This is a genomic window from Lentzea terrae (assembly GCF_003265345.1).
In the GTDB taxonomy this organism is placed as follows: Bacteria; Actinomycetota; Actinomycetes; order Mycobacteriales; family Pseudonocardiaceae; genus Lentzea; species Lentzea terrae.
Map to the genome: position 1 here is coordinate 147,444 of NZ_QFWW01000026.1, position 14,544 is coordinate 161,987.

The window sequence follows — 14,544 nt, forward strand, 5'->3', positions numbered from 1 at the left end:
CGCACGTATCAATTGGGGTGTGTGCCGGAAAGCTATGAGAGCGGGCCCACCCCCAACATCGGGGATCACTCCCAGTAGATCCCCGTTCCCCAATGGGGTGACGCTCGTTAAGCCCCTAGGGGATTAGGGGCACCGCTTGAGCGCCTCTCGTTCACCCGTGTAGGTACTGGTCGCTGCTGCGAACAGGTGAGGAAGAGACTTGGCGTACGTACTCGGAGTCGATGTGGGGACCACCCGCACGACTGCTGCCGTGTGCCGTCTCGACGGTGGCCGGGATGCCGAGATAGCCCTGGTCGTGCCGTCGTTTCTGCAGCTCACGGATGCCGGCACGTTCTCGGTGGGGGAGTTCGGCACACCAGGCTGGACGGCTACCGGCTTCGCCCGCAGAGTCGGTGACGCGGTGCCGTTCTCGCTGGGCCCGGAGACGTGCTCGGCCGAGGAGCTCACCGCGTTGCTGATCATGTGGGTCGTCGGCGAGGTGGTCGCCCGAGAGGGTGAACAGCCCCGTCACCTGGCAGTCACTCACCCGGCCGGGTGGGGCCCCTATCGGCGTGGTCAGCTGCACGCGGCGTTGCGGGCGGTCGGGGTCCACGAGGTGACGCTCGTGCCGGAGCCCCTCGCGGCCGCCGAGAACCACGCCGTGCGCTCACGGGTGGTGCCGGACTCGTCGTTGGCCGTGTTCTCGCTCGGCAGCCACGCGTTCTCCGCGTCGGTCGTGCGGCGTTCGCAGCACCGGACCTTCGAGCTGCTCAACCACGTCGAGGGCGTCGACCACCACACCGGCGCCGACTTCGACGACCTGCTGGCCGCCCTGGTGCGCGGCCGGCTCGGCAAGGACGGTGTCGTGTCGGTCGCCGAGTGCGAAGCGGCGAAGCGGGCGTTCGGGCCGTCGGTCGTGATCAGCGGCGTCGAGATCACCCGCGACGAGTTCGTCGAGGAGATCCGGCCGTCCGTGGACCACCTGGTGAGCACCTTCGTCCGTGCGGTGGGCGCGGTTCAGCCCGATGCGGTGCTGCTGGTCGGTGGCGGCTGCCGGATGCCGGTGATCGGCGACGCGCTGTCCGCCGCGGTCGACTGCCGGGTACTGGCCGAGGTCGCGCCGGAGCACTCGGTCGCGAAGGGCGCCGCGGTGGCCGCACGGCTGGTCGTGCTGGGTCCCGAAGCCGAGCCGGAACCGTTCGACACTTCGGTTCTGGTGCACACCCGCGAGGCGTCGTTGCGGTTCCCCGTCGGTGAGGTCGTGCAGGCCGACGACGAGGAGTTCACCGCCCCACCGCCCCGCCCGCCGGTGGACCTGTCGCCGCTGGAGCTGCCCCCGCGCCGGGTGAAGCGCATGGCGAGCGCGCTGAAACCCGTCGGCCGCCGGTCCGGCTCCCGATCTGACAAGTCCGACAAACACGATGATGAGGACGGCCGTTGAGCGTGACCACGCGAGCCAGGTTGGTGCTGGACGCTTCCGTGCGAGGCGTCCTCGACCGGATCAACGACGCTGCCGAGGGCTCCCGCCTGCGCGTTGTCGTTGTCGCGCCTGGCGGTTACGGCAAAACCGCGCTGCTGGACGAGATCACCAACTCCGCCGTGCGCGTCATCGACGACGCGCACCTCCTGGACGACGCCGCCCTGCGCGAGCTGGCTGCCGAGCCGTTGCTGGTGCTGGCGTACCGGCCCTGGCCGCGCCGCTCGGTGCTGGCCGAGCTGACCCGTGGCGCGGTGACCGTGTCGCTGGAGCCCTTCTCGCGCGAGCAGGTCCGCGAGTTCCTGCACGCGCCGAAGCCCGTGGTGGACTTCGTGTTCGCCCAGACCGGCGGCGTACCGGGGTTCGTCGCGCAGCTCGGTGCGGTCACCGAAGTACCTGCCGAGGTGCTGAGCGCGTTCCGGGCCGAGCTCGACTGGCTCGACCCGGACCTGCAGAAGTTCCTGCTGGCGGCCGAGGCCGGTGCGGCCCAGCGGCTGGACCTGCTGTCGGCGTTGCTGGACAAGGACTTCGACGAGGTCAGCGACATCATCGAAGCCGCTCGCGCCACCGGCATGCTGGCCGAGGACGGCACGCTGCTCCCGTTGGCGCACCGAGCCGTTGGGGCGCTGACTCGCGCCGAGCGACGGATCGCCGTGCGGCAGAAGTTGGCGCAGCTGCAGCTTGAGCGCGGTGGCCCGGTTCTGGAGCTGGTGCGGCCGTTGCTGGACACCGGTATCGGTGGGCCTGTCTTTGCGGCTGCTGCTCGTGAGGCGCTTTCTTCTGATCCTGCGCTTGCTGCCCGGTTGTTCAAGGCTTCTACCGGTGGAGGGGCGCCTTCCGCCGAGACCGCTGCCGCGTGGGCCACGGCTTCGGCCATGGCCGGCGACCTGGATGGTGCGTTGCGGCTCGCTGATCAGGTGATCAGCGCCTCTGACACGCCGCATCGGCGTACTGCTGCGGAGGTTGCGGCTGTTGCTTTGGCGCACCGGGGGCAGTTGGCTCGGAGCACTGAGTTGTTCCGCTGGGCTGCGACTCCTTATGCGGCTGCGTTCGCCGGGGTTGGGTTGATCGGTACCGGGCATCGGTTCGAGGAGACTCCGCCTCAGCCGCCGACGATGCTCGGTGGTGCGGCTTCGTTGATGCTGCAGGGGGTTCGGCAGTCGGTTTCCGGTGCTGAGACTGCTGCGTTGTCCACTTTGGTGCGCGCTTCTTCGATGCTCGAACCTGCCGGTGGGGCGGTGTTGTTGCCGGACTCGCCGGCTGCGTTGGCTGCTTTGGTGGCTGTGCACTGTGGTGAGCCGAACGTCGCTGAGTCTGTATTGGATCGTGCTGTCGAGACTGGCACCGGTGGTGTGCTGATGTCTGTGCGGCATCGGTTGTTGCAGTCTTGGTTGCACATGTTGCGCGGGAACTTGGCGGTGGCCCGGGAAGGGTTGATGGCGGTGCGCGGGGTGTTCGAGCCTCGCGACTGGATTTTTGCGGTGGCTTTGGAAGTTGGGGTGGCTCGGCGCAACAGTGACCTGGCCACCCTGCGGCGGACTTGGGAACAGGCTTGTGAGGCCGTTTTGCGGCATCCTGTTGATCTGTTTTCGTTGCTGCCGTTGGGGGAGTTTGCCGCTGCAGCGGCTCGGTTGCGGGATCAGGAGCGGCTCGCGCCGCATCTTGCGCAGGCGTTGGGGTTGTTGCGGGCGTTGGGGAATCCGCCGTTGTGGACTACCCAGCTGCATTGGGGTCTTTTGCACGCGGCGATCATTGATGAGAACTCTGCTGCTGCTGAGGAGCATGCTGCTGCGTTGGCGGTCAACCGGGAGCACTCTCGGTACTGCGCGATTGTGTCTGCCGCGGCTGAGTGTTGGCTCGATGTTGTCGCTGGGAAGGTTGATCCGGATCGGGTTGAGTTGGCTGCTCGTAGCCTCCACGCGGTTGGGTTGTGGTGGGACGCTTCTCGGTTGGCTGGGCAGGCTGCCATTCGGACTTCTGATCGGCAGGCGATGGTTCGGTTGCTCGACTGTGCTCGGTTGTTGCAGGGGCGGCCGGTTTCTGCTCGGCGGGCGGCTGAGTCTGATTCGCCGGTGGTGGTTGAGGATGCCGGGAAGTTGAGTGATCGGGAGCGGGAGGTGGCTCAGTTGGTGTTGGAGGGGATGACTTATCGGCAGGTTGGGGATCGGTTGTTCATCTCGGCCAAGACTGTTGAGCACCACATGGCTCGGATGAGGCAGCGGTTGGGGTCTACTTCTCGGTCTGATTTGCTGGCTCAGTTGCGGCATATCGTCGGGGCTTGAGTCGCCGGTTCGCCGGGCCGTCCGCCGTTCCGGCGTGGGCGCTGTTGCGCAGGTGGTGCGGTCCGCCCGCACCGCGTTTCAAGCGTTCAAACGCCTCGCCTGCGGCTTCGGGTCGGCTGCGCCATCGCCGGTGTCCGTTCACCGCATGCTCTGGTCCGGTTGGCGCCTGTGGCCCGAATGAGCGGCTCCTAGGGGCCCCTTCGTGGGAAAATTGCTCCGATCGAGCGAGTGAAGGCTGTAACGCTGCGAGATCGCTGTACCCCCGTTGGGGCGAAGCGGGTCGCGCAGGGGGTCGTTGTGGTTTGCTGGCTGTAGGCTTCCGCACCGTTGCTCGCCGAGCAGGTCAGGTGGACGATTTGCCGAGCCAGGACGACGCGAGACCGTCACGCCCGAGGGGACGTGACGAGTTGGCGCGCGACTGGGCGATCAAGGTCAGTCGGACTGCGTACATACCGCTGTCGGCTGCGAAGCTCACCGAAGAGTTGCACGAGCTGTTGAACGTCGTGGCTGAGGCGCTGACTGGGGATCCGGCAAGCGCTGCCCGGGTTGGTTCTCGCCTGGTTGAGATCCACTGCGTTGGGACGGAGAGCCTGCGGAAGTCGGTCGAGGTACTGGCGGCCTTTGTCGAGCAGGAGGGGGCCGACGCTCGTACCGCCGCGTTGATCATCGGGAGTTTGGCGGCGGCTTACACCGCGGCCATTCAGGCCGTTGTGCTGGAGCAGCAGGAAAGTGTCAGCCAGGCGTTGCTCAATGCCAACAGAGCGGTGCAGCTGGACTTGCAGGCCAGCGAGGAGCGGTTCGAGGACATTTTTGTGCACTCGTCGACCGGCATTGCGATGGTCAGTCTTGACGGGGAGCTCGAGCGGGCCAACGAGGCGCTGTGCAACATCCTTCGGCGGGAGGACGTTGCCGGGATGACGCTCACGGACTTGATCGCGCCTGCGGATCTGCCGTTGATCAACGATGCCTTGGCCAGTTTGCGGTACGGGCGGATGCGGCGGGTTGAGGAGCGGCCCCGGTTGATCGATCGGGACGGGGAGCATTTCCGGGTGTTGCTCGCGGCGACTGTGCAAAAGGATGCGGAGTACAACCCGAAGCATTTTGTCGTGATGATCGATGATGACAGCCAGTTGACGTTGCTCGGTGGGCGGTTGCAGTACCAGTCGTTGCACGATGCGTTGACCGGGTTGCCGAACCGGCAGTACCTGACGACGCGGCTGGAGTCGTTGCTGCACAGCGATATTGAGCATGGCGTGACGCTGTACCACCTGGATCTGGACGCCTTCGCGGTGATCACGGACGGGCTTGGGCGCGAGATCGGCGACAAGGTGCTGAGGCTCGTGGCTGAGCGGTTGAGCTCGGTGTTCTCGAGCGAGAAGGCCATGGTTGCTCGGCTTGAGGGTGACGAGTTCGCGGTTCTGGTGGAGAACGGGCCGAACACGCCGGACGTGGACTCCACGATTCGGACGATCGAGCACGAGTTGGCCGAGCCGGTCTACTTCGGTGAGCACGGGGTGGCGGTGTCGGCGACCATTGGCGTGCTGCCGCGGTTGCATCCTGGTGATCATCCGGCCGAGGTGTTGCGGGCTTCGGACATGACGTTGCGGCGGGCCAAGCGCAGTGGGCGTCGGCAGTGGGGGCTGCATGATGCGACGCAGGACAAGCGGGAGCAGGAGGAGTTCGCGCTCGCGGCGGTGATGCCTGGGGCGTGGGAGAACGGTGAGATTGAGGTCGTGTTCAACCCGGTCATGCGGTTGGACGGGACCGGGCGGGTGTGCGTCGAGGCGGAGTTGAACTGGCGGCATCGGGATGCCGGGCTGATCGCGCACGAGAAGTGCGTGTCGATGGCCGAGCACACCGGGTTGATGTTGCCGTTGGGCGAGTGGATGTTGCGCAGGGCCGCCGAGGCCGCGAGTGCGCACGACGAGATCCTCGCGGTGTGCCTGACCGAGAGCATGGCCAACAGTCCGGATCTCGTGCGGGACGTGCGGCGGGTGCTTGCGGACACCGGGTTGCCCACCGGGCGGTTGTTGCTCGGGTTCCCGGTGCACGTGCTCGCGTCCGAGGACAGCGAGGCCGCCGACAACCTCGATTTGTTGTCGGACATGGGTGTGCACATCGGGGCCCGCGACTTCAAGGGGTCCACCGCCGAGATCGAGCTGGTTCGCTCACTCGGTGTGCGGGCCGTGCGGGTCAAGGGGCGTGCGCAGAAGCCGGATGAGCTGGTGTCGCACGTGCTCAGCGACCTCGTCGGGTTCGTGCACGAGGCCGGCGGGCTCGTGGTGATCGACGCGATCGAGGACGCTGAGCAGCGGGACTGGTGGAATGAGCTCGGCGCCGATGCCGGGGTCGGGCCGGTGTTCTGCGTGGAGCCGACTACTGAGTGGCCCGACGCGGGCTGAGGTGCACGAGGATCAGCGCGAAGCCCGCGATGGTCACCATGCGCAGGGCCGCGGGGATGCCGTTCCAGTCCTTCGACTGCCACATCGCGAACCACTCGCCGCCGATCGTGATGAAGCCGCCGAGGAACAGCGCCATGATCATCAGCAGGCCGGTGGACGCGAGCTTGCGCGCGCTGTCCTCCCGGTCGCGGAGGTAGGCGACGGTGCCGGCGGTCAGCAGGACCGCCGCGATCGCTTCCCAGAGGATGATCGCCAGGTAGACGATCGTGACGACGGCGGAGCTGGTGATCGCCCGCCACTTCAGTTCCTTGCCGAACGTGGTGTCCATGGCGAGGACGTGCTGCACGAACGCTTCGTTCGTGCCGTAGTCCGTGATGTTGCCGAGCACCACGAGAAGCAGGTTGAGAGCGATGAACCCGACGGTCACCGCCACAACCGCGCGCAAGCTGCCGACCCGAGCAAGTAGACGCATGGCGCGGACAGTAACCGATGGGGTGCGGGCGGTGAGTTGAGTTCGGGTCGTCTCCCAGCCTCTGGCGGGTCAGCGGCCTGCGCAGGGGTCCTTGAAGGTCAACTGCGGCAGGCGTTCCTCCCACAGTTCGCGGGTGAGCGCGCCCCGCGTGGTCGCGCAGATGCGATCGGCCTCGTGGGACACGTCCAGGTCCCACAGTCGCGCGGCGCCGTCGGTCGAACCGGTGCCCAGCACGCGTCCGTCCGGTCCGAACTGGACGTGCGTCTCGCTGCTCGAGTCGACGGTGATCGGCTGGCCGACCGCGAACGCCGCGGCGGGATCGCTCACGTCCCAGAGCCTGATCGTCTTGTCCGTGCTGCCGCTCGCCAGCAGCTTCCCGTCCGGCGTCAGCGTGATCGAGCTGATCAGACCGGTGTGGCCGGTGAGCACGCCGAGCCGTTTCGGGTGCTCCCGGTCGGAGATGTCCCACAGCCTGATCGTCTTGTCGCCGCCGGCCGTGATCAGCGTCCTGCCGTCCGGCGTGAACGTGGCCTGCTGCACCGGGTCGCGGTGGTCGTTGATCGGGCTGCCGAGCAGGCGCGGCTTCGCGAGGTCGGTGACGTCCCACAGGCGGAACGTGCCGTCACTGCTCGCCGAGACGAGCGTCCTGCCGTCGTGGCTGAACTCGGCCTGGTTGATCCACCCGTCCTGGCCCTTCAGCGGTTCGCCGATCTTGCTCGGCTTGGCCGGGTCGCGGACGTCCCACAGCTGCAACGACTTGTCGTCGCTGCCGGTGACCATGACGGTGCCGTCGGGGCTGAACGCGAACGGCGAGCTGAACCTGGTGTCGAGCTTGATCGGCTCGCCCAGCGGGACGGTGCGAGCCGGGTCGCTCACGTCCCACAGTCGCACGGTCTTGTCGCCGGCCGCGGTGGCGAGCACCTTGCCGTCCGGGCGGAACTCGGGCTGCCCCAGGCCCCACTCGTGCCCGAGCAGCGGTGGCCCGACCTGTTTCGGGTGGTCGTGGTCGGAGATGTCCCACAGCCGCAACGACCTGTCGCCGGAGCCGGTCGCGAGCAGCTTGCCGTCCTCGCGGAACCCCGGCCGGCTCACCCGTGACGTGTGACCGAGCAACACGTTGTCCGGCAACGACCACAGCCGCACCGCGTTCTCGTTCGCGCCGGTGGCGAGCGAACGGCCGTCCGGCGAGAAGCCGACCGCGAACAGACCGCCGCTCAGCGCTGCGAGCGGCCGGCCGAGCTGGCTCGCTGCGGCCGGGTTGCTGAGGTTCCACAGGCGCGCGGTGGAGTCGCCCGCACCGGACGCGAGGATCTTGCCGTCGGGGCTGAACTTCACCGACCAGACCGAACCGGTGTGCCCGACGAGCGCCGGGCCGACCGGGTTCTGCGTGGCCGGGTCCCACAACATGATCGTCTTGTCGTCGCTGCCCGACGCCAGCAGCTTGCCGTCCGGGCTGAACGCGACGGTGTGGATGCCGTCGGTGTGGCCGGTCATCGGCTTGCCGACCCGCGTTCTGGTGGCGACGTCCCACAGCCGGACGGTCTGGTCGTCTCCCGTGGTGGCGAGCAGTGTGCCGTCCGGGCTGAACGCGAGCGAGCGGACCGGTGACGTGTGGTCGCGCAGCGGTTCGCCGAGCGGCTTGGCATCGGCGGGGTTGCGGACGTCCCACAGCCGGGCGGACTTGTCGTCGTTCGCCGCCGCCAGAATCGTGCCGTCGTGGTTGAAGTCGAGCAGGTAGCTGGTGCCGTTGCCGGTCTCGATCTTCTTGATCTCGTTGGGCTTCGCGGGGTCGCGGACGTCCCAGAGGCGGATGGTCTTGTCCGCTCCGGTGGTCGCGAGCAGGGTGCCGTCCGGGCTGAAGACGGCGGTGCTGACCCAATCGGTGTGTCCGGAGAGCACGGCGAGCGGCTTCGGGTTCGACTTGTCGCGGACGTCCCAGAGGCGGGCCGTCCGGTCGTAGCTCGCGGTGGCGAGGACAGTGCCGTCCTTGTTGAACGTGGTCAGGTAGACCGCGCCGGTGTGGCCGTTCAGCGGCAACGCGAGCGGGGACTGCTGCATGCCCAGCAGCCGGGAGTTGACGCCCATGTCGTCCGGGCGCAGGCGGTGTGCCGAGAGCAGCAGCTGCGCCGACAAGGACGGGTCGCTGTCGAGCACCCGGACCGCTTCCGCGGTGACCTGGGAGAACAGCGCGTCGTCACGTTGCCGCACGGCGATCACCGCCGCACTGGCCGCGATCAGCGCGAACACCACCACCAGCGTCACGGCGCTGCGCCGCAGCCAGAGGCTCTTGCGGTGCTGGCGTTCGGACGCGCGCACGAACTCCTTCGCGACCGCGGTGACGTTCTGCTGCTGCCGCACGCCTTCCAGCCGTGCGCCGCGGTAGAGCAGCGACGAGTCGCGCTCGGTCGTCGCCCACGTCGTGGCGTCCTCTTCGAGCCGCTGTCGCGCGAGGTTGCCGGCGCGGTCCTCGTCGATCCAGCTGCGCAGCCGGGGCCAGGCGTGCAGCAACGCCTCGTGCGTGATCTCCACGCTGCCGGAGTCGACCGTGATCAGCCGGGCGCGGGTGAGCACCTCGAGCGCGCGTTCCGTGGCGGTGAGGTTCGTGGCGGCCTCGAGCAGGCTGTGGCGGCTGGACCTGCGGCGGGTGTCCTGGGTGTCGTCGCCGACCCGGACGAGCCGGAGCAGCAGCTGCTTGGCGGCGGCCTGGCCGGGTTCGTCGAGGTCGGACCAGGCGCGTTCGGCCGTGGTGGCGACGGCGCCCTGAATACCGCCGGCCGCGCGGTAGCCGGAGATCGTGAGGCGGCCCGCCTGCCTGCGCTGCCACGTGACCAGCAAGGCGTGGCTGAGCAGGGGGAGCGCGCCCGCGTCGTAGGCGTCCTTGCCCCTGCGGTTGTGCGCGCCGAGATCGCGCAGCATGAGGTCGACCAGGCCGGGTTCGAGCTGCAGACCCGCGGCCTTGGCGGGGTTCGCCACGGCGTCGCGCACCTCGGCCGTCGACATCGCGCCGAGCACCATCTGCCGGTTCTGCAGGGCCTCCGAGAGCTCGGGGAAGTCGAGGCAGCGGGCGTAGAAGTCGGCCCGCACGCCCAGCAGCACCGAGGTCTTCCCCGCCGCCGCGTGCAGGGCCTGCACGAAGACGCGCAGCCGGTTCTCGTCGCCGCCGAGCGTGAACGCCTCCTCGAACTGGTCGACGACCACCACCCGGTCGCCGATCGCGACCTGCACCTCGTGCGCGAACTCCACCAGCACCTCGGAGTCGGCGGCGGCCTCCAATGCGACGATCAGGTCCGGCACCTGGAGTTCGAGCTCCTTGAGCGGATCGGTGCCCGGAGTGATGACGATGGCGTCTTTGTCGAGGCGGGGGAGAACACCCGCTTTCATCAAACTCGACTTGCCGGCACCGGACGCGCCGACGAGCATCGTGATGCCGTTCTCGTTGATTCTGGCGAGCAGGGCGTTCGTCGCCCTTTCCCGGCCGAAGAACCAATTCGCGTCCTGCGGGCCGAATGCGCTCAAACCCATGTACGGGCAGACCGCGCTGTCTTCCGGCGGAGGTGTGTCGGTTTCCGTGACCGGGCTCGCGAGCGCCTCTTCCCAGAGGGTGCGCCACGCGTCGAGGTCGTACAGCCCGTCGATCGCCGGTTGGGGCTTCCGCTTGCGCGCCTCGCCGACGAGGATCTCGAGCACCGCGCTCAGCCCGCTGAACCGGGCGGGCACGTTGCGCCCGCGCCGCCAGTCGCTGACGCGTTGTGCCGGTACGCGAACCGGTCGGCCCTGCTCGTCCGTTCGGCGGGCACGGGTGACCGACTCCGTGACCCGCTTCAGCGGTGGGTCTCCTGCCTCCGCGTAGAGCAGCGCAAAGCGCTCCGCGAAGACGCCACGGGGTCCCAAGGGGCCTCCACCTCGTCCGGACCGGAAAACGAGGACCGCCCGTCTGAGCTGCGGTGCAGACACCGGACAGGCCGTCAGTGACCCACCCTAGCGAGGTGGTCTGACAACCTCGATCCCACGTCCTTCACGAGACCGGGAGACCGTCACAGTGGTAGTGGCTGACTGGGGCAAAACTTCCACGGCTGAGGAGTTCCGGGGGTCTCCTCAGCCGTGGCCCGAGGTGCCGACCCGCAGCGAATGGCAGGGCGCCGCCTGCTAGGTCAGGCCGCCTTCCACAGCGCCTCCGCTTCTGGTTGCTTCGGCTGAACCCGGTTCGGGTCCGGCAGGTAGGTCTCCGTCGGCAGCGTGACGTAGGTGATGCTCTCCGGTTTCAACGCGGTGAGTTTTCCCGCGAGGTCCGCCAGTTTGCTGATCGAGCCGATTTCGGAGTCCGTGACGATCGACTTCGTCAGGATGTCGGCGAGCGCGAATGTTTTCTGCGGGCTCGCGAGCCAGTTTTCGTTCGCGATCTTTTCGCTGAGTGCGCGCATGAACAGCTGCTGGTTCTTGATCCGGTTGAGGTCGCTGCCGTCGCCGATGCTGTAGCGCGTCCGGACAAATGCGAGCGCCTGCGTCCCGTCCAGCTTGCTGGGCCCGGCCGGCACGTGCAGCCCGCTCTTCTCGTCGTCGATCGGCTCCGGCATGGTGATGTCGATGCCGCCGAGCCGGTCGATCACGTCGCGGAACCCGTTGAAGTCGATCTGCACGAAGTGGTCGATCCGGATGCCGCTGAGCTGCTCGACCGTGGCCACGGTGCACGCCGCTCCGCCGGTGGAGAAGGCGCTGTTGAACATGGCGATGCTCGCCGGCGGGTTGTTCCCGCACCGGGGCCTCGGCACCATCGTGTCGCGCGGGATGCTGACGACCCGCGCCTGGTCGCCCGCGGCGTTGAGCTGCACGACCATGGCGGTGTCGGACCGCCCGTCGTCCTTGCCGATCAGGAGGATGTTGAGCGGACGGCCAGGCGTCGACGGAGGGCCGGGCGTCGACGGAGGCCTGGCGTTTCCGATCTCCTTGGCGAGATCGACGGTCTTGAGATTGCTCTCCAGCCGCCAGTAGGAACCCCCGACCACGACGCCCGCCGTGATGACCACAGCGGCAGCCGAGACCGTGAGCCATCGTTTCAAGTGGACGTTCATACCTCCGACGGTCCCGGCTGTTTGTCCGGATCGCGTCGGTGGTTCGTCATGGTTGTGTCACAGCGTGCCTCAACTGGTCGAGGAACTGCTCCTTGTCGGCCGTGACGGCGTACCTGGCCGTGGTCCGGTCGAGGCCGATGTCCCGGCCGAACGGGCTGCCGTCGGCGAGGAAGCGCTGGTCGGCGACGATCGCGCCGCGGGTGTACCGGCCGGTGAGCTCGATCGCGAACCGGTCCTCGACGTAGGTGGCGAGCTCGGGGTGGAGCATGATCGCCGCGGCCAGCGGGTCGTGCGGCACGAAGCCGGGCCTGCCCAGGAAGCTCTCGTAGAAGTCCGCGTAGAACCGGAGGAACTGCCGCGCGTAGTTGTCGTGCGGGAGCGCTTCCAGCCACTCGCCCGGTGCATGGCTCGCCATCGTGACGTCGAGGCCGACGATCGTGAGGCGCTCGAAGCCGGCACCGAGGACGAGGTCCGCGGCCTCCGGGTCGTGCCAGAAGTTGGCCTCGGCGTAGGACGTGATGTTGCCCGGCACGTTCAGCGCGCCGCCCATCACCACGACCTGGTCGAGCAGCTGCGGGAGGCGTGGCTCGATCTGCAGCGCCAGCGCGACGTTGGTGAGCGGCCCGATCGCGAGCAGGCTCAGTTCGCCGGGCTCTGCGCGGGCCAAACGGGCGATCTGCTCGGCCGCGCTTTCGTGCGTGTGCGTCGTCGTCGGGTCGTCTCCCGCGTACCCGCCGAGTCCGTCCGCACCGTGCACGTCCTCCGCCGTCATGAGCGGCTGCGCGAGCGGTTTCGCGGCGCCCATGGCGACAGGCGCGTCGATGTTCAGCCGCTCGGTGAGCCTGAGCGCGTTGGCCGTCGCCACGTCGACCGGCACGTTCCCGTGCACCGTGCCGATGGCGACTATTTCGGTGTCCGGTTGTGCGCGCAGGTAGTACAAAGCGAGGGCATCATCGATGCCGGGATCCGCGTCGACGATGATCCGCATGCACCCGATCATGCCACTGGGGGATGCCATGGCAGTCCGTCTCGCTGTTGTCGATGACGCACCTGCGATCGCTGCCGTGCAGGTGCAGACCTGGCGCAGCGCCTACGCCGGCCTGATGCCGGACGAGGTGCTCGCCGCACAGTCGGTCGAACGGCGCACGGCGATGTGGCAACGCCTCATCCCGGACGGCGGCGTCTGGGTGGCGCTCGTCGACGACGAGGTGGTCGGGTTCGCCTCCGCCGGCCAGTCCCGCGACGCCGACGCGGCTTTCGAGCTGTACGCGATCTACGTGCTGTCTTCGTCCGCGGGCAAGGGCCTGGGCTTCGAGCTGACGAAGGCCGCGCTGGGCGACGAGCCGGACGTGATCGTCTGGGTGCTGGACACGAACGTCCAGGCTCGCCGCTTCTACGAACGCATCGGGTTCCGCGCCGACGGCGTCACGAAGACGGAGACAGAGGACGGCGCCGAGCTGACGGAAGTCCGCTACCGCCGCTAGCGCGTGAAACCACCCCACACGGCGTAGTCGCGACCGCCTGCCGTGGCCATCACGCCGAAGCGGTCGGCCTTTCCGTCCCGAGCGCCGCCGGTGTGGTTGGACTGCGCCGCGAAGATCTGCTGCGCGGCCGGCACGGTGCGGCCCGGCTTGAGCTCCCACTGGTAGACCAGCTCGCCGTCGATCTCCTGCACGGTGACGGTGAAGTCGTCACCTGGCGCGGTCTGCCACTGGCCGGAGCGCTGCACGCCACCGGTCTGGGCGATGTGCACCTGCACGATCAGCTTGGTCAGCGGCTGGGCCACCTCGAGGACGAGTTGGTCCTGGGTCCAGAAGGCGTGGCTGTTCGGGTCGACGGATCCCTTGGCGGACAACGGCCCGTCCGACAGCCGGTTGCCGGTGGTCGACGGCGGGGTCGCGGTGCCCGGCGTCGACTGGCTCTGCGCCACTGGAGGAGGCGAGCTGCTGGTGGTGCTGGGCGGCGTGGAGGTCGTCGAGGGCGGGGCGAGGGGGATGGAGGTTTCCGCGGGCGGTCCGGTGGGGACGAAGCCCGCGAAGGCGATCCCCGCGGCGACCAGGACTCCGGCCGCCGTCACCCCGGCGAGCGCCGCCCTGGGCCACGACCTGGCGATGCCGGACGTGGGGCGAACCGTGGCGTTGGCCAGACCGCGGTCGACGCGGGCGAGGATCCGGGCACGGTTCGGCTGATGCGCCTCGGCCGCCTCCCGCAGCTGCCTGCTGATCTGCTCGTTCACCGGCTTCCCCTCCCCGCGGCCACGTCCCCGGCCGCTCGTGCCCCGAGCACGCGTTCCAACTCGGCCATTCCCTTCGAGGTCTGGCTCTTCACCGCACCGACCGAGATCCCCAGCGCGAGCGCGGTGTCCTTTTCGGACAGGTCGAAGGCGTGCCGCAGGACGACGCACGCCCGCTTGCGGAACGGCAACCGGTCCAGGGCGGCCCGGACGTCCACCACCGCGGCGACGTCCGGGTCCTGCACCTGCTGCGGACCACGCGACCAGAACAGCGCGATGCGGCGCCGTTCCCGCGTCGCGGCACGGATGCGTTCCCGCGCCATGTTCGCGACCACACCGCGGGCGTACGCGAGCGGGTGCTCTGCCTCGCGCAGCCGGTCCCAGCGTTGCCACAACGCGACCAGCGCGTCCGCGGCCAGGTCGTCGGCGGCCTCCGCCTCGCCGATCAGCAACCAGGCGAAGCGGGCCAGTTCCGCGTGGTGTCGCTCGAAGAAGTCGTGGAACTCCGCCGATCTGTGGTCGACGACCATGTTGCTTGGCTGCCCTCTCCCTGCCATGCCCCCATCGGGCGGCAATGTACCTGCTGGTTCGGTAGGCCAGGCGGCCACGGCCCGGGGCATGGGCCGTGGC

10 protein-coding genes are annotated in these 14,544 nt (G+C 68.5%); 4 read left to right on the forward strand and 6 right to left on the reverse strand.

Annotated elements, in window-relative coordinates; all coding sequences use genetic code 11:
- Positions 1 to 199 precede the first annotated feature (199 nt).
- The 3 genes from DI276_RS32275 to DI276_RS32285 all read left to right on the forward strand — a co-directional run bounded on the left by DI276_RS32275 (position 200) and on the right by DI276_RS32285 (position 6,140).
- Positions 200 to 1,420: an Hsp70 family protein gene (locus DI276_RS32275; protein ID WP_157985075.1), complete on the forward strand. Its 1,221-nt coding sequence runs from the start codon at positions 200 to 202 to the stop codon at positions 1,418 to 1,420.
- A 230-nt stretch (positions 1,421 to 1,650) separates the two neighbouring features.
- Entirely contained in the window at positions 1,651 to 3,738 is a 2,088-nt protein-coding gene (locus DI276_RS32280) for a helix-turn-helix transcriptional regulator (RefSeq protein WP_232837117.1), read from the forward strand.
- Positions 3,739 to 4,085: 347 nt separating this feature from the next.
- Entirely contained in the window at positions 4,086 to 6,140 is a 2,055-nt protein-coding gene (locus tag DI276_RS32285; RefSeq protein ID WP_198681041.1) for a bifunctional diguanylate cyclase/phosphodiesterase, read from the forward strand.
- Here DI276_RS32285 and DI276_RS32290 read toward each other — a convergent pair.
- The 4 genes from DI276_RS32290 to DI276_RS32305 all read right to left on the reverse strand — a co-directional run bounded on the left by DI276_RS32290 (position 6,115) and on the right by DI276_RS32305 (position 12,669).
- Positions 6,115 to 6,612, reverse strand: coding sequence for a DUF2165 domain-containing protein (locus tag DI276_RS32290; RefSeq protein ID WP_112270422.1), 498 nt, complete (start codon positions 6,610 to 6,612; stop codon positions 6,115 to 6,117). The genes DI276_RS32285 and DI276_RS32290 overlap by 26 nt on opposite strands.
- A 69-nt stretch (positions 6,613 to 6,681) precedes the next feature.
- Complete coding sequence (locus DI276_RS32295; RefSeq protein WP_112270425.1) at positions 6,682 to 10,503, reverse strand: nSTAND1 domain-containing NTPase; 3,822 nt, start codon at positions 10,501 to 10,503, stop codon at positions 6,682 to 6,684.
- A 260-nt stretch (positions 10,504 to 10,763) separates the two neighbouring features.
- A complete protein-coding gene (locus tag DI276_RS32300) occupies positions 10,764 to 11,681 on the reverse strand; it encodes an LCP family protein (protein ID WP_112270427.1) in 918 nt (305 codons plus the stop codon).
- Between the two features lie 46 nt (positions 11,682 to 11,727).
- A complete protein-coding gene (locus DI276_RS32305) occupies positions 11,728 to 12,669 on the reverse strand; it encodes a nucleoside hydrolase (protein ID WP_112270429.1) in 942 nt (313 codons plus the stop codon).
- A 28-nt stretch (positions 12,670 to 12,697) separates the two neighbouring features.
- Here DI276_RS32305 and DI276_RS32310 point away from each other — a divergent pair, with 28 nt between their 5' ends.
- Positions 12,698 to 13,165 carry a GNAT family N-acetyltransferase gene (locus DI276_RS32310; RefSeq protein WP_157985076.1) on the forward strand — a complete coding sequence of 156 codons (468 nt, stop codon included), beginning with the start codon at positions 12,698 to 12,700 and terminating at the stop codon, positions 13,163 to 13,165.
- On the opposite strand, the gene DI276_RS32315 is transcribed toward DI276_RS32310, so the two are convergent.
- Positions 13,162 to 13,917, reverse strand: a complete 756-nt coding sequence (locus DI276_RS32315) for a hypothetical protein (protein ID WP_112270431.1) — start codon at positions 13,915 to 13,917, stop codon at positions 13,162 to 13,164. The two genes, DI276_RS32310 and DI276_RS32315, sit on opposite strands and share 4 nt — an antisense overlap.
- Positions 13,914 to 14,444, reverse strand: a complete 531-nt coding sequence (locus DI276_RS32320; RefSeq protein WP_112270433.1) for a SigE family RNA polymerase sigma factor — start codon at positions 14,442 to 14,444, stop codon at positions 13,914 to 13,916. The genes DI276_RS32315 and DI276_RS32320 overlap by 4 nt, the downstream gene beginning before the upstream one ends.
- Positions 14,445 to 14,544 lie beyond the last annotated feature (100 nt).

What these genes read in the sequence shown, in the direction of transcription:
- DI276_RS32290 (WP_112270422.1), bottom strand. Translation starts at nt 6,612, where the DNA reads ATGCGTCTACTTGCTCGGGTCGGCAGCTTGCGCGCGGTTGTGGCGGTG.
- DI276_RS32300 (WP_112270427.1), bottom strand. Translation starts at nt 11,681, where the DNA reads ATGAACGTCCACTTGAAACGATGGCTCACGGTCTCGGCTGCCGCTGTG.
- DI276_RS32305 (WP_112270429.1), bottom strand. Translation starts at nt 12,669, where the DNA reads ATGCGGATCATCGTCGACGCGGATCCCGGCATCGATGATGCCCTCGCT.
- DI276_RS32310 (WP_157985076.1), top strand. Translation starts at nt 12,698, where the DNA reads ATGGCAGTCCGTCTCGCTGTTGTCGATGACGCACCTGCGATCGCTGCC.
- DI276_RS32320 (WP_112270433.1), bottom strand. Translation starts at nt 14,444, where the DNA reads ATGGTCGTCGACCACAGATCGGCGGAGTTCCACGACTTCTTCGAGCGA.